Source organism: uncultured Aliivibrio sp. (genome assembly GCF_946479765.1).
In the GTDB taxonomy this organism is placed as follows: Bacteria; Pseudomonadota; Gammaproteobacteria; order Enterobacterales; family Vibrionaceae; genus Aliivibrio.
The window spans coordinates 58,455-82,519 of record NZ_CAMLHO010000007.1 but is presented as its reverse complement, the minus strand read 5'-3'; the positions used below and the strand labels follow the sequence as shown (position 1 = coordinate 82,519).

At 39.4% G+C, this 24,065-nt stretch carries 17 protein-coding genes; 7 read left to right on the top strand and 10 right to left on the bottom strand.

Features of this window, described 5'->3' with window-relative positions:
- Nucleotides 1-354: 354 nt before the first annotated feature.
- Together Q1K78_RS04940 and Q1K78_RS04935 are read right to left on the bottom strand one after the other, a co-directional pair.
- Nucleotides 355-1,698: a site-specific integrase gene (locus tag Q1K78_RS04940; protein ID WP_300175030.1), complete on the bottom strand. Its 1,344-nt coding sequence runs from the start codon at nt 1,696-1,698 to the stop codon at nt 355-357.
- A 353-nt stretch (nt 1,699-2,051) separates the two neighbouring features.
- A complete protein-coding gene (locus Q1K78_RS04935) occupies nt 2,052-2,201 on the bottom strand; it encodes a hypothetical protein (protein WP_300175028.1) in 150 nt (49 codons plus the stop codon).
- Nucleotides 2,202-2,520: 319 nt separating this feature from the next.
- Between Q1K78_RS04935 and Q1K78_RS04930 the strand changes: the two genes are divergently transcribed.
- The 3 genes from Q1K78_RS04930 to pykF all read left to right on the top strand — a co-directional run bounded on the left by Q1K78_RS04930 (nt 2,521) and on the right by pykF (nt 6,359).
- Nucleotides 2,521-4,065, top strand: a complete 1,545-nt coding sequence (locus tag Q1K78_RS04930; protein ID WP_300175026.1) for a long-chain fatty acid--CoA ligase — start codon at nt 2,521-2,523, stop codon at nt 4,063-4,065.
- A 92-nt stretch (nt 4,066-4,157) separates the two neighbouring features.
- Nucleotides 4,158-4,559: a hypothetical protein gene (locus tag Q1K78_RS04925; RefSeq protein ID WP_300175024.1), complete on the top strand. Its 402-nt coding sequence runs from the start codon at nt 4,158-4,160 to the stop codon at nt 4,557-4,559.
- 387 nt (nt 4,560-4,946) lie between these two features.
- Nucleotides 4,947-6,359 carry a pyruvate kinase PykF gene (gene pykF, locus Q1K78_RS04920; RefSeq protein ID WP_300175022.1) on the top strand — a complete coding sequence of 471 codons (1,413 nt, stop codon included), beginning with the start codon at nt 4,947-4,949 and terminating at the stop codon, nt 6,357-6,359.
- 399 nt (nt 6,360-6,758) lie between these two features.
- On the opposite strand, the gene ilvN is transcribed toward pykF, so the two are convergent.
- The 6 genes from ilvN to Q1K78_RS04890 all read right to left on the bottom strand — a co-directional run bounded on the left by ilvN (nt 6,759) and on the right by Q1K78_RS04890 (nt 16,308).
- Nucleotides 6,759-7,253 carry an acetolactate synthase small subunit gene (gene ilvN, locus Q1K78_RS04915; protein WP_300175020.1) on the bottom strand — a complete coding sequence of 165 codons (495 nt, stop codon included), beginning with the start codon at nt 7,251-7,253 and terminating at the stop codon, nt 6,759-6,761.
- A complete protein-coding gene (locus Q1K78_RS04910; protein ID WP_300175018.1) occupies nt 7,253-8,974 on the bottom strand; it encodes an acetolactate synthase 3 large subunit in 1,722 nt (573 codons plus the stop codon). The genes ilvN and Q1K78_RS04910 overlap by 1 nt, the downstream gene beginning before the upstream one ends.
- Nucleotides 8,975-9,323: 349 nt before the next feature.
- Nucleotides 9,324-11,174: a long-chain fatty acid--CoA ligase gene (locus Q1K78_RS04905; protein ID WP_300175016.1), complete on the bottom strand. Its 1,851-nt coding sequence runs from the start codon at nt 11,172-11,174 to the stop codon at nt 9,324-9,326.
- Between the two features lie 247 nt (nt 11,175-11,421).
- Entirely contained in the window at nt 11,422-12,399 is a 978-nt protein-coding gene (leuO, locus tag Q1K78_RS04900) for a transcriptional regulator LeuO (protein ID WP_300175014.1), read from the bottom strand.
- Nucleotides 12,400-12,724: 325 nt separating this feature from the next.
- Nucleotides 12,725-15,142, bottom strand: a complete 2,418-nt coding sequence (locus Q1K78_RS04895) for a bifunctional aspartate kinase/homoserine dehydrogenase II (protein WP_300175012.1) — start codon at nt 15,140-15,142, stop codon at nt 12,725-12,727.
- A complete protein-coding gene (locus Q1K78_RS04890) occupies nt 15,142-16,308 on the bottom strand; it encodes an O-succinylhomoserine (thiol)-lyase (protein ID WP_300175010.1) in 1,167 nt (388 codons plus the stop codon). Before Q1K78_RS04890 ends, Q1K78_RS04895 begins: the two co-directional genes overlap by 1 nt.
- 253 nt (nt 16,309-16,561) lie before the next feature.
- On the opposite strand from Q1K78_RS04890, the gene metJ reads away from it, so the two are divergent.
- Together metJ and lamB are read left to right on the top strand one after the other, a co-directional pair.
- A complete protein-coding gene (gene metJ / locus Q1K78_RS04885; protein WP_005421050.1) occupies nt 16,562-16,882 on the top strand; it encodes a met regulon transcriptional regulator MetJ in 321 nt (106 codons plus the stop codon).
- Nucleotides 16,883-17,270: 388 nt separating this feature from the next.
- Nucleotides 17,271-18,524, top strand: coding sequence for a maltoporin LamB (gene lamB / locus Q1K78_RS04880; protein ID WP_300175048.1), 1,254 nt, complete (start codon nt 17,271-17,273; stop codon nt 18,522-18,524).
- A 92-nt stretch (nt 18,525-18,616) separates the two neighbouring features.
- Here the strand turns inward: lamB and Q1K78_RS04875 are convergent, their stop codons facing one another.
- Both Q1K78_RS04875 and rpmE read right to left on the bottom strand, forming a co-directional pair.
- Nucleotides 18,617-19,864 (bottom strand): malic enzyme-like NAD(P)-binding protein, encoded by a 1,248-nt coding sequence (locus tag Q1K78_RS04875; protein ID WP_300175007.1) that lies wholly within the window; start codon nt 19,862-19,864, stop codon nt 18,617-18,619.
- A 197-nt stretch (nt 19,865-20,061) separates the two neighbouring features.
- Entirely contained in the window at nt 20,062-20,280 is a 219-nt protein-coding gene (rpmE, locus tag Q1K78_RS04870) for a 50S ribosomal protein L31 (RefSeq protein WP_122033730.1), read from the bottom strand.
- 238 nt (nt 20,281-20,518) lie between these two features.
- Between rpmE and priA the strand changes: the two genes are divergently transcribed.
- Together priA and cytR are read left to right on the top strand one after the other, a co-directional pair.
- Nucleotides 20,519-22,720, top strand: a complete 2,202-nt coding sequence (gene priA / locus Q1K78_RS04865) for a primosomal protein N' (RefSeq protein WP_300175002.1) — start codon at nt 20,519-20,521, stop codon at nt 22,718-22,720.
- A gap of 192 nt (nt 22,721-22,912) precedes the next feature.
- Nucleotides 22,913-23,920 carry a DNA-binding transcriptional regulator CytR gene (cytR, locus tag Q1K78_RS04860; RefSeq protein WP_300175000.1) on the top strand — a complete coding sequence of 336 codons (1,008 nt, stop codon included), beginning with the start codon at nt 22,913-22,915 and terminating at the stop codon, nt 23,918-23,920.
- Nucleotides 23,921-24,065 lie beyond the last annotated feature (145 nt).

The following is a 24,065-nucleotide window of genomic DNA, read 5'->3' as shown; positions in this document are numbered from 1 at the left end:
CTTTTGTCCAAAAGCGAGTTACTGAGGGTCTTCTACGAGTGTGATACCGATGGTCAAGGAAAATCATAAATGCCTAGCGAGTAGTGAACTGCGCGAGCGTCGGGAGTGGCTTTATTATTTTATTTTACTTTACCATCATTTCCCTTAAAGACCCTTTTGGCAGGGTAATGGTTTCACGCAGTGATGCCATCGCCTTGCTAAGCCTTCAGGGATAAAAAAGCATACACACCATTGATACATAGTGTGTACGCTTATATCATCCAGATAAAACCTTGCCACTAAATGGCTATCACTCACACGCGAATTGACATGGTTTTTACTGTATACTCCCAGTAGGGCTTTCAATCAACAATGTTACTTCGCTAATGTTAGAGTTACCTTCCCTAGTGACAATGACGGTACTAGCGCAAGTGATGGCGGTTTGTAATCGATCAAATCCTTTAGTTTGTCATTCCAAATAATGAGCGCTTCCAGTTTCTCATCAAAGTAATCATATCTGTCATAGTGCTTAGAACTTACATCTTGTAACGCATGGTTTTGTAACCTGTCTCGTGTTTGCTTATCGATCCGACAGGCTCCCATTAATGTTTTACATGTGCGTCTCAAGTCTCTTGGCGAAAAATGTGCCATCTGTTTTTCTTCACGATAACGAGTTATTGAGCGACCAAATGAGCTGGTAAGTGCATGACGAGTTGCATCATTAGGATTTGGAAACATATATTTACCATCGCCACTTAACTCATATTGATTAAGTAAAGCTTGATATGCCAATTCATTTAGAGGTACGGAATGCTCACGATTATTTTTTGATAATCCTCGTTCAATAATAATGAACCTCTCTTTCCAGTTTACATTCGACCATGACAGCGTAATGATTTCATAGGGACGCTGCCCTCCGAGATAAATACATAGTTGAGCTAAATTGCGAAAATCTTTCCCCATATTAAAAGAACCATAATCACTATTTAAATCAATCAGAAATCTCTTTAATTCATCCCAATCTAAAAAGCGTTCGCCTACTCGCTCAGCATTTTTTTGCCTGGGAATAGGATTCACAGGATTAAATTTAATATCAAATGTCGAATGTAATGAAAAATATCGAGGATCATTATCAAACTTCATACCATGATTAAATGCTGCCATAATATAGCTGCGAACACGGTTACTTACCGTCTCACCACCACGCTGAATAATTTTACTGATCACAAATTTGATTTGATTTGTTGTTACATCACAAGCTTTTGTGTCTGGTGATATATACGGATAAAACTCTTTTTCTAAGCTAACTAATACCGCTTTATAAGTACGTTTTCCATCAATTTTCATCCGCTCAGTATAACTATGAAAAAGCTCTTTTAATGTCCCCTTCTCATTATGCTCATCTTCAATCTTTTTCTCTTCAATCGCTAGTTGCTCGATATGTTTTTTAGGATCTTTACCCTGCATTAATAAGGCAGAAAATTCCTGCATTTTTTCTCTTGCTTCAACTAAAGTCATGCCATTAGTGCGAGATCTAAATAAACCCAGAGAGATGAACCTCTCTTTTCTTTGTTGATAATAACGAAAAACAAATTGCTTTTTACCCGAAGGCAAAACTTTCACACCTAGCCTTCCAGTTCCTCTTTGACCAGATTGATCCCATAGATAGTAAGATGAAGACTTATTTACAGCGGATTGAATTTGGGTTGCTGTTAACATCGTTAAATTTCCCTTGTTGTTTTCAGCAAAAGTACCGTCAATTTGAAAAAGACATAATGAGATACTAGCCAGAAACCATGTTGACAAAATATCATCTGAATCAAGAAACACTTATTTCTGGTCAGATAATGGGTCAGACAAGAGGGAATTTGAGTAACATTTTATGAAACGCAATGAAATGCAAAATAAAAATAACTCATTGATTATAATTAATTTTGCATAACAATGAACGTCTATGAAAATGAATCTTTTCGGACTCATAATCGTTCGGTCCCCAGTTCAAATCTGGGAGGGGCCACCAAATTAGAAAAGGCAGATAAGTATTTTTACTTATCTGCCTTTTTGCTTTCTACTTACTCTTTCTGCTTTCTCTTAATAATTAAAAGATAACCAACTAAGAGTAAAAATATCAACAATTCGATTGTCGACCTCATTAATCCCGCAGTAAATGTTGCAACAACAATCAGCGCAATAATAATACTTAATATTCCCTGTTTACTCATGTTCCCTTCCTTGAGATCTCTTTCTTATCGTATAATTATCTCTAATCTTCCCTCTCTTTAAAAATAGCCAATTACTCTATAAAAGAACCAATCGCACTATAGCAAGGTCACAAATACGAAAATCTATCTTCTTATTCCATAAAGCTCTCTTAAATAACATTATAAAGAGCAGTGATCCTTAAAAATCCAACCTACTGCTCTTATTCATAATAATTTGACCAAAATCCCTTTTTTAACCTCGATTTCACCCCTCCTTGATATACACTAACGTTATCTAGACGTTTATCGATATAACAACAATTAATAATAAAGGTTATCTATGTATAATTTAGCCACTAATCTTGAGCGCAACGCCACTTTTCGTCCAAATAACATTGCACTTATCTTCCAAGATCAAAAAATCACCTATTTTGAATTAAATAAGAAAGTGAACGCCATTGCTGATCATTTAACTCAACTTAATATCAAACCTGATGAAAAAATTGCCTTGTCATGCCCTAATACGCCCGAGTTTGTTATTGCTTATTATGCAATACAGAAAATAGGAGCTGTTGTTGTTCCGCTTAACGTGATGCTAAAAGGCGATGAAGTCGCTTACCATTTGAAAGATTCTGATGCCGTTGCTCTTATTTCATATCAAGGCTCTGAGGCTATGCCTATTGGTAAGTTTGGTTACGAAGGTTATGAGAAAGCCGATTTTTGTGAGCACTTCATTTTAATTGAAACCACTGAATCACAAAAATCCACTGTTGCTCATTCTTTTAATCAGTGGCTACATACTGGCAGAGAACTCTTTGATAGCGTCTATCGCACCGCAGAAGACAGCTGCGTCATCCTCTACACATCAGGCACTACTGGTGCAGCAAAAGGGGCTGAGCTAAGCCAAAGTAACATGCTATGTAACGCACAAGCCTGTCAATCATTGACCAATCAGAAAGGCACTGATGTAAGTATTGCGATACTTCCGTTATTCCATACTTTCGGTCAATCATTGATCATGAACACCTCTATTCTAGCTGGCAGCGCATTAGTTCTTATTGCGCGCTTTGTACCTAAGACCGTTCTTCAGCAAGTCCATGAGCATAAAGTGACACACTTAGCTGGTGTACCTACCATGTTCATTGGTTTACTTGCTTATGCAGAAAAACACCCTGGCGAATACCTAAAAGAGATAGCGCAAACGCTTAAAGTTGCCATCTCTGGCGGTGCTTCCATGCCCGTTGAGGTTCTTAAGCAATTTGAAGAAAAGCTACAAGTTCCAGTCATCGAAGGTTACGGTTTATCAGAATCATCTCCTGTTGCCGCATTTAACCATTTAGAATTTGAAAGAAAACCCGGAAGTATTGGACAACCTTTACCGGGAGTTACCATGAAGGTGGTCGATAAAAATGGTCATGAATTACCAATAGGACAAGAAGGTGAGCTGGTTATTCGCGGCCATAACGTAATGAAAGGCTATTACAAAAAACCACAAGAGACGGCAAAAACCATTATTAATGGGTGGCTACACACAGGTGATATTGTACGTTTTGATGACGAAGGGTATATCTATGTCGTTGACCGCTTAAAGGAGCTAATCATTAGCGGTGGTTATAATGTTTATCCACGTGAAGTTGAAGAAGTTTATATGAAGCACCCTTCGGTTCATTTAGTCGCAGTGATTGGCGTTGATCACCCTCGCTTTGGAGAAGAAGTAAAAGCCTTTATTATCTTGAAAGAGGAACATTCTGTTTCTGAAAAAGAGTTAATAAAATGGAGTAGAGAGCACTTAGCTGATTATAAGTGCCCAAAACATCTTGATATCGTTGAAGCATTACCAATGACTGCTACCGGTAAAATTTTAAAGCGCATGTTAAAGCCTTAATTTGTGCATTCTACGCTTATCCGTCACAAGTATATTCCCATATAAAAAATAGGTATATACTTGTGTTACAACTTCATAATTGGATAACTACCATGTCAAATAAAACAAATAAAGGCATCTGGTTTGCTTATATCGCTAGCCTATTAACACCAATAACACTAATGGTTTCAGGCATTGTGGCAATTATTTATGCGGGATACCAAATGAATAAAGGGACTAACGACGATGTCGTCAATAGTCACTACTACGCCATCATTAAAAGCTTCTTTCTTTTCCTTACTTTCTTTGTTGTTCTTGCTGTTACTGCTGCAACAATGAGTGGTATGGTTGCTGGCTTAGAGTATTGGGTACACAGTTCTATTCTTGATAAAATATACTCCGCAATTCCTGTTATTGGCGCAGTCATCTCATTACTTGCTATTGGTACTTGGTTTGTAAAATTAGCTAAAGGAATGCAAAAACTTAAAGCATATCAACCAATTGAAAATCAATAATATAAAGGCACATTAAGTGCCTTTTTTATTTTGACTTGCAAAATAAATATTTAGCAAAAATCTGCGTAACAAGAAAGTGATCTTCATCAGTTTTACTGTTAGAATTTGCACCAAAATCGATAGAAACTTACAAACAAGATCAGACTGAAACGATGTTGAGTAATGTAAATTTGTTTTTAATATTGTGATTAAAGTGCAAATTATTTACCTGAATCAATAATCCATTACTCTTTTCGGTCTAAACTACAGGTAATTATTGAATATATATGCTTAGTCATAACGGTTATGAAGGATAATTTTGTTGTAAATTTTCAACATTTCATACCATTAGACTGAGCATTACTGCGTTTATCATTTTAAATATACTCATCTGGAGAGATTTCTCACATGAAAAAGACCAAAATCGTTTGTACGATTGGCCCGAAAACTGAATCAGTAGAAAAACTAACTGAATTAGCAAATGCTGGCATGAACGTAATGCGCCTTAACTTCTCACACGGCAATTTCCAAGAGCACGGCAACCGTATCGATAATCTTCGTCAAGTAATGAAGAACACAGGCAAGCAACTTGCTATCCTGCTTGATACTAAAGGTCCTGAAATCCGTACTATCAAACTAGAAAACGGCGATGACGTTGCTCTAGTAGCTGGTCAAGACTTCACATTTACAACTGACATTTCAGTTGTTGGTAATAAAGACGTTGTTGCTGTTACTTACCTAGGTTTTGCAAAAGACCTTGTTGCTGGTAACACTATCCTTGTTGATGATGGTCTAATTGAAATGGAAGTAGTTTCGACTACTGAAACTGAAGTTAAATGTAAAGTTCTTAACAACGGTGACCTAGGCGAAAACAAAGGCGTTAACCTTCCTGGCGTTTCAGTTAAGCTTCCAGCTCTTTCTGAAAAAGATAAAGCTGACCTTAAATTTGGTTGTGAGCAAGGCGTTGATTTCGTTGCTGCATCTTTTATTCGTAAAGAAGAAGATGTTAAAGAAATCCGTGCTCTACTTGTTGCTAACGGCGGCGAGCACATCCAAATCATCTCTAAGATTGAAAACCAAGAAGGTGTAGATAACTTCGATTCAATCCTAGAAGCTTCTGACGGTATCATGGTTGCTCGTGGTGATCTTGGTGTTGAAATCCCTGTTGAAGAAGTAATCTTTGCACAGAAGATGATGATCGAGAAATGTAATCGCGCACGTAAGGTTGTAATCACTGCAACTCAAATGCTTGATTCTATGATCAAAAACCCACGTCCAACTCGCGCAGAAGCGGGCGACGTAGCTAACGCAATCCTTGATGGTACCGATGCAGTAATGCTTTCTGGTGAGTCTGCGAAAGGTAAATACCCTATCGAAGCTGTGACTATCATGGCTACAATCTGTGCTCGTACAGATGCAGTACTAAAAGCAGAACTTAGCTCTCGTCTAGACAGCCCACGCCTACGTATCACTGAAGCGGTATGTAAAGGCGCTGTTGATACAGCAGAGAAACTAAGCGCACCTGTAATCGTAGTTGCTACAGAAGCGGGTAAATCAGCTCGTTCTATCCGTAAATACTTCCCAACAGCAAGAATCATTGCCGTAACGACTAATACTAAGACAGCTGCTCAACTTTGTCTTTCTAAAGGTATTACACCAATGGTTGTTGATGCTATCGACAGTACTGACGCATTCTACCTACGTGGTAAAGAGTTAGCTCTTGAATCTGGTATTGGTGCTAAAGGCGATATCGTTGTTATGGTTTCTGGTGCTCTAGTACCATCAGGCACAACAAACACAGCATCTGTACACGTACTATAATTTAGTAAAATTTATAGTTCCGTACCACATGCTAAATAAAAAGAGGGCTTAGGCCCTCTTTTTTTATTACTATATGTTCAATGATATTAGCCAAGCTAATATCAATTTATTTAAGTAAGCCATTGATATTAATCACCAACCAAAAAACTCTTTATTATGAGTTCCTATCAGCAATACCATCAATAAGAAATAAATAGCACTTAATTTAAATCCTAGAATAGCTAAACTTCCTACAGTGAGCCTTACTAAAAAGTCAGTCAACATAAAGACCTCACACATACTTAGTCCACTAGATATTCCCTACCTAAGCAATCGCATCCTGCTACAGACTTATTTATCAATATGCATAAGTATAGACCGAGTTAGACTTTAGTCTAATTCCAGTTCATTATTTTTAGGCTAAATTCTAAGTGACTTATCTCCTCGGGCAATCCCCACTACACCACTTCGAGCGACTTCAACAACCTCTGTAACTTCAGACATGGCAGTTATAAATGCATCTAGTTTTTCAGACGTACCTGCTAACTGAATAGTATATAAAGAGCTTGTTACATCTACTATCTGTCCACGAAAAATATCTGCGGTACGTTTAACTTCCGCTCTTGCAAATCCACTGGCTTTAACTTTAACAAGTAGTAATTCACGCTCCACATGCTCACTTTCTGTGACTTCTTGAACTTTGATAACATCAATGAGCTTATGTAGCTGCTTTTGGATCTGCTCAAGTTCCATTGCATCGCTGGCTGTGGTTATGTTTAACCGCGAAAGGGTTAGGTCCTCTGTCGGCGAGACTGTTAATGACTCAATGTTGTAGCCACGTTGAGAAAATAGTCCTACAACTCGTGATAAAGAACCCGATTCATTTTCTATTAATAGTGAAATAATATGTCTCATTAGGTTCTCTCCGTTTTGCTTAACCACATTTTATCCATTGCTTCACCTTTGATCTGCATAGGATAAACATGCTCTGTTTCATCAACATTAATATCAACAAACACCAATCTATCTTTTAGTGATAATGCTTTTTCTAACCCAGACTCTAGATCATCTGGATGATTAATCCGAATACCAACATGGCCATACGCTTCTGCAATCGCAGCAAAGTCTGGCACTGAACTCATGTATGAATTTGAATGACGTCCTTGATAGATAATATCCTGCCACTGTTTAACCATCCCTAAGAAACGGTTATTCAGGTTGATTATTTTTACAGGGATATCATATTGTAATGCCGTAGATAACTCTTGAATGTTCATCTGAATACTGCCGTCACCAGTCACACACACAACTACTTCATCGGGGTGAGTAAATTTCACACCAAGCGCAGCAGGTAAACCAAATCCCATCGTGCCAAGGCCACCAGAATTAATCCAACGACGTGGTTTATTAAATGGGTAATACAAGGCAGCAAACATTTGGTGTTGACCAACATCAGATGCGACATACGCATCACCATTAGTTAAACGGTATAATGCTTCAATAACCTGTTGAGGTTTAATCTTATCTGGCGACGTTTCATAAGATAGGCATTTACGATCTTGCCACACTGAAATTTCTTTCCACCATTGCTCTAACGCGGCTTCATCATTGCTTCCATCTTGTTCCGCAAGTAGTTTTAACATCGATTCCAAAACCACTTCTGCAGACCCAACAATAGGTACATCAACTCGTACGTTTTTAGAGATTGAAGAAGGATCAATATCGATATGCATAATGGTAGCGTCTGGACAATACTTATCTAAATTGTTGGTTGTACGATCATCAAAACGCACACCAACACCAAAAATAAGATCCGCATTATGCATTGCCATATTTGCTTCGTATGTGCCATGCATACCCAGCATACCTAGTGCATTTTTATGAGTACCCGGAAAAGCACCTAACCCCATAAGCGTACTAACGACAGGTAAGTTAAGTAATTCAGCTAATTTAATAACATGTTGCTCTGCTGCTGAGATAACCGCTCCGCCGCCAATATACAGCACTGGTTTTTTCGCAGCTAAAAGCGTTTTAAGGCCTTTTTTAATCTGACCTTTATGCCCTGTTGTCGTTGGATTATAAGATCGTAATGAAATCGACGTAGGATACTGATAGGGGAATTTAAATGCAGGACTCATGACATCTTTAGGGATATCAATAACAACAGGGCCAGGGCGGCCTGTAGATGCGATATAAAATGCTTTTTTTATAATTTCAGGAATGTCTTCGGCTTTTCTAACTAAAAAGCTATGTTTAACTATCGGGCGAGAAACGCCTACCATGTCACACTCTTGAAAGGCATCAGTGCCAATCATGCTGTTTGGTACGTTTCCAGAAAGCACAATCATCGGGATAGAATCCATATAGGCGGTTGCTATTCCAGTAATTGTATTTGTTGCTCCAGGACCTGAACAAACAAGAACCACACCCGGTTTACCTGTTGCTCGAGCAAATCCATCAGCCATGTGTGTTGCGGCTTGTTCATGCCTTACTAGCACATGCTGAATATCATCAGTTTTCATATGCAGTGCATCATAAATGTCTAGCACGGAACCACCAGGGTATCCAAATATATGCCCAACACCTTCATCAATCAGAGATTGTACGATCATCTCTGCGCCAGATAACATTTCCATATTTATCTCCAGACATTAAAACCTTTAAATAGCACGACATGAATTATCGTCAGTTAATGGTTTTACATAGTTAGGGCTTATTTTTAGCCTAAACCGATATTAATTAGATTAAAATCCTATGTAGTTATTGGTTGTTTACAACAAAAAAACCAATATCACGAAACAACTTTAACCTTTTATTAGCACTTTGGTCTAGGGCTGTTTTATTGAAATCACAGATATATTCTGTTTTGAAAATAAAGATCCTAATTTAACAAAAGGTGAGGAGATAGAGATCTCGATTTTTCAGCATAAAAAAACCAGCCGCTAAAGGCTGGTTTCTCTGATTATTTAAAAAGATAAAAGCGCACTATGACTTATCTTTTTTACCTTTCTGATCTTTTTTCTCGTCATACATCTCTTCAATCTCGTCTTGATAACGTTCATTGATCACTTTACGACGTAGTTTTTGAGTCGGGGTTAACTCCCCTTTATCCATCGAGAATTCTTTAGATAATAAGGTGAACTTTTTAACTTGCTCAAAACGAGCTAACTCTTTTTGTAGATTAGCAACACGCTTCTCAAGCATCTCAACTATCTCACTGTTCTTAACCAGCTCCATACGATCATGATAAGCAATGTTTAATTCTTTCGCATACTCTTCTAGAGCGTCATAACAAGGAACAATAAGAGCAGATACAAATTTTCGAGTATCGGCAATAACAGCAATCTGCTCAATAAAATGATCTTTACCAATCGCGCCTTCAATCACTTGTGGTGCAATGTATTTACCACCAGAAGTTTTCATTAGCTCTTTAATACGATCGGTAATGTATAAGTTACCAGCAGCATCAAACTCACCAGCATCACCGGTTTTTAAAAAACCATCTTCTGTAAAGTTCAATGCTGTTTCTTCTGGTTTATTATAATACCCTTTCATGACCATAGGGCCACGAACTAGGATTTCATTCTTTTCACCAATTTTAACTTCGGCACCAGGCATTAATGTACCAATCGAGTCGGGATGAAATTTACCATCTTCCCAGCATGAAATGGTCGCCGTTGTTTCAGTCATGCCATAACCCAACTTAACATTAACACCAAGGGCATGGAAAAAACGACCAATAGTGACATCTAATTTAGCACCACCACACGGCATAAAATTAATATTTCCACCTAAAATCATACGCAATTTAGATAACACTAATTTATCTGCGACCTTGTAAGCTTGCTTAAGAGCCCAAGATGGTTCACGACCTTCTTGTTTACAAACCGACATTTTGGCGCCCATGTTGACTGCCCAAGTAAACATCACTTTACGATGAGCTGGTGCACGGGATACTTTTTCATGAACTGTTGAAAATATTTTCTCATAGAAACGAGGAACCGCACACATTACCGTCGGTTTCACTTCTGTTAGCGCTTCTTTAATTAGGTTTGTATTTGGCAAATAACAGTTTACCGCACCTTTGTACAATACATAAAAAGTCCAGGCACGCTCAAATACATGCGAGAGAGGTAAAAAACATAACGATACGTCTTTTTCTGTTAACGCTAAGTTCATGTTATGTCCGGCTAACTGAGAACCAATGTTAGTGTAATCTAACATAACCCCTTTTGGTTCTCCTGTTGTACCAGAGGTATAGATTAACGTCAGTAAATCATCCATTTCAGCCGTATCAAGACGATGAGTTAACTCTTCTTGATGAGAGTCATTTGCTGCTGAAACGAAGTCATTCCACGAAACACCTGCTTCATGCTCATTTAAATCAATGTCATCACTTAACGCCACAATATGGGTCAATTGTGGGCATTGTTCAAAAATCACAACAGCCGCATTATACTGCGCTTGTTCACCCACAAATAATATGCGGATATTCGCGTCATTAATAACATAAGCCGCTTGTGTTGGTGTGTTCGTTGGATAAATAGGCACTGGCACTGAACGCAATTGCATCGTGGCGAAATCAGCAACCGTCCAGCGAGGCATATTATTGGCGAAGATCCCTACTTTCTCTTGTATTTTCAATCCATGAGCTAATAGTGCCAAAGATAGAGTATCCATTTGCTGGCCAAATTCACCCCAAGTGATATCACTCCATGCTGAGCACTGAGTATCACTCCAAGCGCCACATTTACGTTCACGTAACGCAGTGTCATTTGCACGAGTTGCAATGTGCTGGCGGATCTCTTTTACAATATGTAGGTTTTGAATAGTCATCTCTTATCACCTTTAGGCTTACACTTGTAAGCTATAATCTAAACAAAGTGTACAAGTGGTGCTAAAAAAGGCAATACTTTCTCTGTATAAAATGTAAGGAATGTTGTGCGAAACTCATTTCTAATGAGCTGTATTAACAAGTTCATTATTAATAATATACATTTCATTTATATCGGATGAAGTCCTACAAAAAAGGCAACATCAATGATGCTGCCTTTTATTCTTCTAATTCTAGAGTATTTCAGCGTTAAAACATCATACTTTTACTTGAAGCAACGACTTCTTCACCACAAATAAGCATTAATTGATCACGCATCCAAATATGACCTTTGTCTTTTTGATACGAGTCATGCCAACTTAAATAGCCACTGATCCCTTTTGATTCAATTGGTAATGGCAGTACGATTAACTGCTCACGATTTGGCATTGAGCTCACCAACCATTTTGGTGCCACCGTAATTAACTCTGATTGAGAAACAACATACAGAACATTGCTGATACTCGCGCCTTTATAAGCTTGTTCGTAGAGCGAATCCATATAAAGATGATCGGCAAAACCTTTCGTATTTTCAATGCGAGCTGGAACAGCATGTTTTTCAGCGGCTAATTGATCTTTAGTAATATTGCCTTTAATGCGTGGATGATCCACGGCTGCAACAACAACCAACTCATCAGTAAACAGCTCTGTACTCATGTATCCAGGCTCATCAAAACGCACGTAATCAATAACAAAATCAACTTCTTGATAACGTAATTTTTGTGCGATATCAGATTCATATTCACCAGATAATTTCAGACTAATATAAGGCGCTCTTTGCTGAACATCTCTCATAATACGCGGAGCAAACCGCATATCAGATGGGCTACAAATCGATAATTTAAACTGCCTTGCTGATGTTTCTGGAGAAAATGTTGAACTAGGCAATTCATTTTTAACCAGTTGCAGAGCTTGTCGCATCGGAGCAAATAATTGGCGAGCTCGCTGAGTTGGCTGAATACCTCTGCCATGACGAATAAATAATTCATCATTAAACATCACTTTTAAACGAGAAACGGCGTTACTTACCGCAGGTTGCGACATACCTAAATTTTGAGCGGCTCGTGTTATATTCTGCTCTTGCATTACGGCATCAAACACAGTTAATAGGTTTAGATCGACGCTTCGTAGTATTTGCTCTGAACTTGCAACAGGTGCAGGCATAGGGTTGGATTCTGACATATTCATTATGGCTCTCTCAATCGGCAGTTTATTCTAATTAATAACAAGTAAGCGGCTACATATTTTTATTATTATATCGAGATATTGAACGTATATATGTTAGCCGACAAAATCATCATTACTGAATACATTTACAAAATCCATAGCATCTAAATTATTTTATTTTTAATTTATCATTAATTTAATGTATATATATTAATAATCTTAATATTCAAAAGCTTAATTAAAAACATAAAATAATCTAAAGTAGAATTAAATGCGTTTTTTCCTACATTGAATGAAAAAAGCCACGCGATTAGGCATGGTTAAATATATATCAAATATTAATATGTTAAAAAAGCGCAGATATTCGATTCAAATCAGATTGAATAGCCCCTGCCGTTACCTCTCTGCCTGCGCCAGGCCCTCGAATCACTAAAGGGTTATCTTTATACCATTTACTCTCTATTGCAAATATATTGTCACAAGGTAATAAATTAGCTAAAGCATGATGCTCAGACAAAGCTTCGATACCTACAGTTGCACTGCCATCTTTATTTAATCGAGCAACGTAACGTAATACTTTCTGCTCTTTTTTTGCGTTATCTAAACGCTCTAGTAACTCAGAATTAATTAAGTCACCTTTTACTAAAAAATCATCTAGGCTTACTTCTTTTAATTCAGGTGGAACTAATGATTCAACTTTGACTTGAGTCGGCTCAATCTTCAAACCTGCTTCACGCGCTAAGATAACCAGTTTTCTCATCACATCAGAGCCATCAAGATCATTTCTAGGATCTGGTTCAGTTAATCCTTGTTGCCACGCTAAATCAACCAATTCAGTAAAAGGTACGTCCCCATTATATTGTTGAAACAACCAAGATAACGTACCTGAAAAAATCCCAGATAGTGCGACGATGTCATCTCCACTTTCACGTAAATCTCTCACTGTATGATTAATTGGAAGCCCTGCACCAACGGTTGCATTATATAACCAATAACGACCCGTTTTCGCAAACGCATCAATCACCGCTTGATACTCATGGCTTGGTGCAGATCCTGCTACTTTATTTGCTGAGATCAGATGCATCCCTTGCTCTGCAATCATGGTGTATTGCTGTGATAATTCAGGACTTGCCGTTACATCTAATACGACCACATCATCGTATCCTTGAATCGCCCCTATTTTTTCTATCCAATCAAAATGCTCATAGGGCGTAGCTTCGACTTCAAATTGTTCAACAATAGATGCACTGTCCAAGCCATCAAAATCTAACCAATGACGATGGCGGTCAACCACACCAATTAATGAAAATTGCATACCATGACGCTTCTCAAGATTGCGCTTCTGCTCTGTAAATAGAGCTAACCATTGTGAACCAATATTACCGTGACCACACAACACTAGAGCAACGCGCTTTTGGGCTTGAAATAAATGGGTATGAATCCCCTTAATAATCGGAGTTGTGTCAACTTTACGTAGTATTGCTACCAAGCTCAGTCCTGACTCTGACTCACACACAAACTCCAATGGGCAATTTTTTAACTGATGATAAAAGCCGTGACTGTGAATTGCATTACTGCCGACACCAGCACCCACTGCGGCAACCATCGAGTAGCCTTCTTTTAATTTAATTTCAGCGTGAACGGCAGCATTTTGTAATATTTCCAAGGCTTCATTCACCACTTCTGATATGTAGGCCAATACAAGTGTAAATTGATCATCCTGAGCTTCGAGCGCTAACGGTTGTAATTGAGAGCGAGTCAGTAAAGAAAGGACTTCTTGTTTTGCTCGTTCAAAATCCTGTCCACGGCCAAATCCTAGTTGGATCAAATAAACATCATCTAAAGAAGTGACAATTTTAGCACCACGACCCGACGCTAATACACGCTCAATACGGGTTGAACCCGACTCTGGCTGATAACTACAACGTAAACTTAAATCTAAAGCACTTTGAGCTACTGGTTGTAACGTTCGACTGTGTAAAACGGGCGCAGCTAAGCGAGCCAATTCGCTCGCCTCATCTAAACGAAGCAACGGTAATAAACAGGCATCTTCCACTTTGCGAGGATCAGCACTAAATACCCCGGCAACATCACTCCAAATCGTGACACGAGAGACTTCAGCTAAAGCACCGATCATAGTAGCTGAATAATCAGAACCATTACGACCAAGCAATACTGTCTCGCCACTTTGATTACGAGCCATAAAACCCGTAATTACAATTCGGCCATGGGGATGCTGAGCGATCTGTTCTTTAAATAATGCCCAAGATGATGAACGGTCAACTTCGGGTTGAGCCGCTCGCTCCGCTCGTAAAAAAGAACGAGAATCCAATGCTGCTGCTGTTAACTCAATTTGATTCAAATACGCTGACAATAATCGAGACGACCACACTTCACCATGCCCAAGTACATCCGCCTGTTGGGCTTCGGTTAATGGCGCATGTAATTGACCAATCGCAATAAGCTCTTTATGCAAGGTTTCAAGTAAAGGTTCTGCATTTTCAGGGGTTAATAACTCAGAGATCAAGCCTTGCTGATATTGACGCAAAGATTCCAATATTTCATGAGCTAAACGTCCATCTTTTAATAAACCATCGAACCACTCTAAAATTCGGTTGGTCGTATTACCCGCTGCAGAGACAACAACCAAATCATGATCGTTGGAATATTCTTTTAAAATAGTAGCAACACGACGATAGCATTCAGGGTCAGCGAGACTACTACCACCAAACTTATGTAATTGGCGTGAAACTAATATCGTCATTACTTCACCTCTGCTGCGACTATGAAGGCTTGCTTGAGATCAGCAATTAAATCTCGGCTGTCTTCTAATCCTACCGAAATACGTAACAGTGTAGGAACTAAACCGGCTTCTGCCTGCGCTTCATCCGACATCGCTCTATGAGTCATTGTGCCCGGGTGTGCGATTAAGCTTTCTACGCCACCAAGAGATTCTGCTAGAGAAAAATACTTCAACTCTCTGACAAATACTTTCAATTGCTCTAATGAACCATTTAATTCAAAACTTAACATTGCACCAAAGCCTGTTTGTTGACGTTTTGCAATCTCATGGCCTGGGTGATCAGGTAAGCTTGGGTGATAAATAGTTCCCACTAACGCTTCTTCTTGTAAGCACTTTAATACTTCAATAGCATTTTCTTCATGCACACGCATACGCGCACCAAGTGTACGGATACCACGTAATGTTAAATAACTATCAAATGCCGTTCCTGTTGCGCCAATGCAGTTACCCCACCATGCAAAATCATCCGCATGCTCTTGAGTTTTTGCAATCAATACGCCACCAACAACATCAGAATGACCATTGATGTATTTCGTTGTTGAATGCAAAACAAAATCAGCCCCTAAGGTTAATGGCTGCTGCAACAATGGAGACAGGAACGTATTATCAACGGCAACCAATGCACCTACTTTCGCTGCTTTCTGACAGATTTCGGCAATATCCACCACTCGAACCAGTGGATTTGATGGGGTTTCTAATAAGATAAGTTTTGGTTTTTTGGCTATCGCAGCATCAAGCGCTTCAGTATTGGATTGATCGACAAAAAGGGTTTTAAAATCCCCTTTATTAGCGCGAGTATTAAATAAACGGTAAGTACCGCCGTAACAATCATGAGGGGCAACAATAAGATCATCAGAGCCAAGCAGCGCTGACACCATGAGATTAAGAGCCGCCGTTCCGCAGTTTGTAACAACAGCTCCTGCACCACATTCTAAATCAGATAAGGTGGTTTCTAATTGAGTTCGAGTTGGGTTACCTGAGCGGGCATAATCGTATTTTGGTACATCACCAAACTCTGGAAAGCTGTAATTGGTAGATAAATAGATGGGAGGCACTACCGCATTATGTTGTGAATCGGTTTCGATGCCAGTACGAACAGCTATAGTTGCAGGTTTTCTCTCGCTCATAATTTCCCTTCCGAACTGCTAGGCAGTTATCTGATACCAATCATCTTAATAAGATATAAAGCAGTAATTTTCTACTCATCCGCTTCAGATGACTGATATAATCTAGTCCATAAGTTATATTCTTCTACTTTACCATCACAAAATGAGACGTCAATACTTCTAGACGTCTATATATCTTTGCTTATAGCCGTAAATATCGCTAGAATTAACCTATAGTATTTTAAACAACAATAATCCAGAACGAAGGTGAACAATGGCTGATTGGAATGGTGACTATTTAAGTCCTTATGCCGAACACGGTAAAAAAAGCGAACAAGTAAAAAAAATTACTGTTTCTATTCCAACAAAGGTACTACAAATCCTTACTGATGAACGTACGCGTCGCCAAGTAAGTAACCTACGTCACGCAACGAACAGCGAATTATTATGTGAAGCATTTCTTCATGCTTACACAGGCCAACCTTTACCGACAGATGAAGATCTACGTAAAGATCGCCCAGATGATATTCCTGCAGAAGCAAAGGCCTTAATGACTGCTATGGGAATTGAATTCGAAGCATTTGATGAAGAGTAAATATTGAACACTTTCTAACCAACAGAGTCTACTGTTGGTTAGCTCACATTTCTGATTATTTCCTATTTTCTTTATCCTCTCCATTTTTACATTAATTCCGATTTTGAAATATCTTCTCACGTGAGCTTTATCTCATAAATATATTCAATCACCCCTCCAAATGTGACTGTTATCAACAGAAGACCTGCCGTAAATTTTTCTCATCCCTAGACCTACGCCCCCTCTTTTATAAAAGAAGGATGAGTTCAACCTCTCGATTTATTTTTAATCTATTTATCGTTAACTAATTAAACTGAATTGAATGCTTATTTGCCCCTACACTGCCTTGGCTAAGTAAGCATTTTTTCAAAAATATCCTTACATAAAGGAAAAGGGATTTAAGATGAAAATGAATAAATACACTTTGCTTGCTGCAACAATCTCTGCTGCTCTACTTGCTCCAACGGCTTCTGCTGTTGATTTCAATGGTTACATGCGTGCTGGTACAGGCATCAGTGGTAACGGTGATGGTGATCTATCATTTGAAAAAAATAAAGTCGGTCGTTTAGGCAATGAAAATGACAACTACTCTGAGTTTGGTTTTGCACAAGATCTAGAAACTGGCGAACAAACGTGGCGTTTAGAGTCAATGATTGCATCTGGCGTTGATGGCTCTAATGGCTGGGAAGATGGCGATTTCAATGTTGCTCAGTTTGCAGTAAAAGCGAAAGGCGTTTTAGAGTTTGATAAAGAGGCTACGCTTTGGGCTGGTAAAACTTACTATCAACGTAAAGACGTTCACATCACAGATTTCTATTTCCTAAACACATCAGGTACTGGTGGCGGTATTGAAAATATCTCTGTAGGTGACCAAAAATTCTCGATTGCATTAATGCAAGATAATGGTTCACAAGATAGTGCAACTGATAAATATGATTGGAAACCAGGCACAAATCCAAGCGACAAGCCGACATGGGGTGTTGTAGGAAAAGAATCAGAAGAAGTAAATGCCTATATTCTTGATATGCGCTTAGCGAATATTAACCTTTGGTCTGACGCTTCTTTAGAAGTGGCTGCCGCATATAACTTTGCAACCGCTGGTGATGATCAAGACCTAAAAGCCGATGATGGTGTTTTGCTGTCTGCAATATTACAACAAGGTTTAAGCAATGGCTTTAACCAAACAGTAGTTCAATTTGGTACTAGCTCTTACGGTGCTCAAATGGCTGCGCTAGGGGCTGGTGGATACTTCGACCGTTCTGGCGATAATAATGATGTAACAGGTTACCGCTTAATTAACTGGGGTGTAGTGAACGTTGGTCAATCGTGGGAAATGGGTCATCAGGCACTATATGCAAGTTCTGATTATGACCAAGGAACTCACTCATTAGCTTCTGTTGTTGTTCGTCCTATGTACAAATGGAACGACACAATGCGCACTATTTTTGAAGCGGGTTACTTCACTGAAACACTTGCTGACGATACAGATAAAGCAGGTAGCAAATTAACGGTAGCACAAGCATGGGCAATGGGAGATAGCTTCTGGGCTCGTCCTGAAATCCGTGTTTACGGCTCATACATTACTGATGACGAAGGTACTACCTTTGGAGAGAAAGGCGACGGTGAATACGTTGCTGGTATCCAAGTTGAAGCTTGGTGGTAATCACACCTTATAACTAAACCCCCAAATAAAAAGGCTTCCTCATCAATGATGTAGGAAGCCTTTTTTATGATCTAAAGAAAAATAAAAGCGAATTACGCTTCCATGTACCCTTCTGGCATTTCAATACGAGCTACGCCTGAGTCAATCGCTGCTTGTGCTACCGCTTTCGCAACACGAGGAAGCAAGCGAGGATCCATTGGTTTAGGAATGATGTAGCCTGTACCAAATTCTAATGCATCAACACCCGCTGCTTTTAATACTTCAACGGGTACTGGTTCTTTTGTTAACTGACGAATCGCTTCAACAGCAGCTAGCTTCATCTCATCATTAATCACGCTTGCACGAACATCTAGCGCGCCACGGAAAATGAATGGGAAACAAAGCACGTTGTTTACTTGGTTCGGGTAATCAGAACGACCCGTACCCATAATTAAATCATCACGAACTTCATGAGCAAGCTCTGGTTTGATTTCTGGATCAGGGTTTGAACACGCAAACACGACTGGTTTATCTGCCATTAATTTTAATGCTTCAGGTGGTAATAGGTTTGGACCAGATACCCCTAAGAATAAATCAGCACCTTCAATCACATCTTCCAGCGTACGCTTATCTGTATTATTAGCAAAACGTTGCTTATATTCGTTGATATCATCACGACGAGTATGGATAACGCCTTTGCGATCCAACATGTAGATCTTCTCACGCATAGCGCCACATTTGATCAGCATTTCCATACATGCAACGGCTGCTGCACCCGCACCTAAACAAACAATGATGGCTTCTTCTAACTTCTTACCTTGCAGTTCAATCGCATTCAACATACCCGCCGCAGTTACAATTGCGGTTCCGTGTTGGTCATCATGGAATACCGGAATATCACAACGTTCAATTAAACGACGTTCAATCTCAAAACAATCAGGGGCTTTAATATCTTCTAGATTGATGCCACCAAAAGTATCGGCAATATTTGCGACCGTATCGACAAACTCATCAATAGTGCGATGTTTCACTTCGATATCAATAGAATCTAGACCTGCAAAACGTTTGAAAAGTAATGACTTACCTTCCATAACCGGTTTTGAAGCTAGAGGACCTAAATTACCTAAGCCAAGAATAGCAGTACCATTAGAGATAACGGCAACCATATTACCTTTAGAGGTGTACTTATAAACATCATCTGGATTTTTAGCGATTTCGCGTACAGGCTCAGCAACACCAGGACTATAAGCCAGTGCCAGATCTTCTGCAGTATCTGCAGGCTTAGTTAATGCTATTTCAATTTTACCCGGTGTTGGGTAAGCGTGATAATGGAGAGCTTGTTCGCGAAAGTCTTCTGACATAGTAATTTCCTGAATGCTAATAATTATAAGAGGATTGTTTCAAAACAGTGAAGATATAATAATTGATCTGGCTCAAAGTTAATAGCGTTGGCTTACACATCATACCAACCAAAATGCGTTTTAACACACCACATTCAGCTATTTCAGGCATAAAAAAAGGAGCCCCGTAGGACTCCTCTTTTATCGGAAACTGGTAATTATTTCTTAGAACCAATTGCACCGAAACGTTTGTTGAAGCGATCAACACGGCCGCCAGTATCAACGATACGTTGCTTACCAGTGTAGAACGGGTGACATTCGCCACATACGTCTAGGTGGATTGTGTCTTTGCCTAGCGCTGATTTAAATTCAAATTCGTTGCCGCAAGAACAAGTAGCTTGAACAGCTTTGTATTCTGGGTGGATACCTACTTTCATGGGGAAAACCTTATAATTTAGGCCGTGTCGCTATCCGAATCTAAGCCGAACACCACACGTAGTTTAACAAAAATAGTAAGTGTAAACAAATTACACCTACTTAAGGTCGCGTATGATAATGAATCCGGAGCGATCAATCAACTAATCTGTTACTTTTTTCACCTATTATTTTACTCCGTTGCGATATTCTTATCTAAGAGTAGACTATTCCTCATATTCTTCCTTACTGATGTTAGCCATGCCGTATTCAATCGCCCACATTGCCTTGCCTGTTCCACTTGATCGTACCTTTGATTATTTAATCAAACCAGGTCAAACGCCTGCCATTGGTGGTCGTGTAAAAGTGCCTTTTGGTCGTCAGCGTTTAATTGGGATTGTGGTAAAGCTCAGTAATGAATCAGAATTTGCTCGTGAAAAATTAAAAAGTATCGATGCGGTACTTGATCACTCATCATTATGGTCTCCTCATCTTTATAAGCTTCTCAACTGGAGTAGTACTTACTATCAATACCCTTTAGGTGAAACTCTCGCTAATGCCACGCCGGCTTGGTTACGTAAAGGTCGAGAAGCAAGCTTTGCCTCATTAAAAGCATGGCAAGTCACCGAGCTAGGTAAAAATCAAGACCTCAATAAACTGACTCGCGCACCTAAACAAGCCAAAGCGCTTAATCTAGTGCGTCATCAACAATGCAGTCATGAACAGATGCTAGAAGAAGACATTACCGCAGCGACTTTAAAAGCAGTAGCCGATAAAGGATGGATTGAGGAGGTATCACTTGCGCCTAAGCCAACCAATTGGCATCGCAGCGTTGAGATAACCCAAGAAAAACCGCAGTTGAATGAAGAACAAGCCATTGCGATTGCAACCGTCAATGCAAGTCCTGAATTTGGTTGTTATTTATTAGATGGTGTGACGGGTTCAGGAAAAACAGAAGTTTATCTACAGCTATTAGAGCCAATCCTAAAAGCCGGTCGACAAGCGCTCATCTTGGTTCCAGAAATTGGTTTAACGCCACAAACCATTAACCGATTTAAACGTCGCTTTAATGTGCCTGTTGATATGATTCATTCAGCACTTAATGATACTGAACGATTGAATGCATGGTTAGCAGCAAGAGATAATCATGCTGGTATCATTATTGGTACTCGCTCTGCACTTTTTACCCCTTTTCATGATCTGGGTATTATCATTGTAGATGAAGAGCATGATGCTTCTTATAAACAACAAGACAGCATGAGATACCACGCTCGTGATTTGGCAGTGATGCGTGCAAATTTAGATAACATCCCTATTATCTTAGGCTCTGCAACACCTGCATTAGAAACCCTACACAACGCGAAAGTAGGTAAATACCATCATTTAACGTTAACAAAGCGTGCTGGTACGGCGATCCCTGCGCGTCATGGTGTATTAGATGTGAAAGGGTTGTATCTAAACAGTGGATTATCTGCCCCATTAATCGCTCAAATGAGAAAGCACTTATCTGAAGGTAATCAGGTAATGTTATTTTTGAACCGTCGAGGTTTTTCTCCTGCACTTATGTGTCATGAATGTGGTTGGATGGCAGAATGTAACCGTTGTGATGCCTTTTATACCTTTCATCAACACAGTAATGAAATCCGCTGTCACCACTGCGGTTCACAACAACCAATAATCCACCAATGCCAAGGATGTGGTTCAACTCAACTGATCTCTGTTGGCGTTGGTACAGAACAACTTGAAACTCAATTGCTGAACTTATTTCCCGAATACAAAACCGTGCGTATTGACCGTGATAGTACTCGTCGTAAGGGCAGTTTAGAAAACTATTTAGATGCAATTAAAAATAACGAATATCAAATACTCATTGGTACTCAAATGCTAGCAAAAGGCCACCACTTCCCTAATGTTACGCTCGTTGGTTTAATTGATGTAGATAGCTCATTGTTTAGTAGTGATTTTCGAGCGCCAGAACGCTTAGCTCAATTATTTATTCAAGTCGCAGGACGAGCAGGACGAGCGAGTAAACCAGGTGAAGTGATCTTACAAACTCATCATCCTGAGCATTCATTATTACAAAGCTTATTGCATCAAGGCTATGGCCACTTTGCAGAGCATGCCTTAAATGAACGTAAATTTGCTCAACTGCCACCCTACACTCATCTATCTTTGTTCAGAGCAGAATCAAATAGCAATGAAAATGTAGAGCAGTTCTTACGACAAGTACGCGATATATTAGAAAGTCATCCACAATTTCATGATGCAACCCCCGTACTTGGACCAATCCCGGCCCCGTTAGCACGACGCGCGGGAAAGTACCGCTGGCAACTGCTTTTTCAAGCACCAAATAGAACCGTCATGCAATCCATGTTACGTGGAGCGAAAACTGCGATTGAATTACTACCACTGGCTAAGAAAGTACGTTGGACATTGGACATTGAACCCCAAGACCTTAGTTAATGTAAGGATTTATTCATTAATGGCTTCGCGTTCAAATAACAAACAATCAGCCTTCATGTGAGTGAGATCACAATACAGATGTAATTTTTGTTAGTTCGCCCGTATTTATATCTTTATTTTACACATAAAATATCTCTTCAGATGAGCGAAGCAATCGTTTACTTAGATTTGATATAGTTGGAGAGGATTATTATGGCGACAATGATGGACGTTGCTTTATCGGCAGGCGTTTCAACCGCTACTGTATCGCGAGCACTAATGTCACCAGAAAAAGTGTCACTAACCACTCGTAAACGTGTAGAAGATGCCATATTAGAAACGGGGTACTCTCCAGCGACATTAATACGCACCTTACGCCGCAATGAATCTAAAACGATAGTGACGATTGTGCCTAATATCTGTGATCCTTACTTCAGTGAAATCTTACGAGGTATTGAAGATACGGCTGTCGAAAACGGCTATATCGTTCTCGTCGGTGACAGTAACCAACAGAAAAAACGTGAGCAATCTTTCGTAAACCTTATTTACACCAAACAAGTAGAGGGCATGGTACTGCTTGGCTCTGATCTTCCTTTTAATGCCAGCCGACAAGAGCAAAAAAACTTACCACCTCTTGTTATGGCCTGTGAGTACGATCCTGAATTAGAGCTGCCCACCGTTCATATTGATAACCTGACAGCCGCATTTGAAGCCGTAAACTATCTGACTAAATTAGGCCATAAGCGAATTGCAGAGCTATCAGGACCGGAAGATTCTTCATTGTGTCAATTTAGACATCAAGGCTACCAGCAAGCACTTCGCCGTGCGGGTATCTCAATGAATAACTCCTATGTTCATTACGGTAACTTTACTTTTGATGCAGGTGCAAAAGCAATTTCCCAACTTCTTTCACTGTCTTCACCACCCACCGCTATTTTTTGTCATAACGATATAATGGCAATTGGCGCAACTCAAAAAGCAAAACAAATGGGATTCCGAATTCCTCAAGACATTTCAATTATGGGCTTTGATGATATTGAGTTTTCACAATATTGCGATCCACCACTAACGACAATTTCACAACCTCGTTATGAGATTGGACGTCAATCCATGTTAATGCTCCTCGATTTATTAAAAGGTCACGATGTTCGCTCGGGCTCTCGCTTGTTGGAATCGTCTTTAGTCATTAGAGAAAGTACGGCTCCACCAAAAAATCGTTAATACAACGAATTAAAACAAGCAGAGCTAATGCCTGCACCAAAAAGTCATTATGTACGGCAATCTATTTGTCTAAATAGTGATTTTTTGCGTACTTTTTCACACTAAGGCTGGTATGAATTCGTACAACTGATTACCATAACGTATT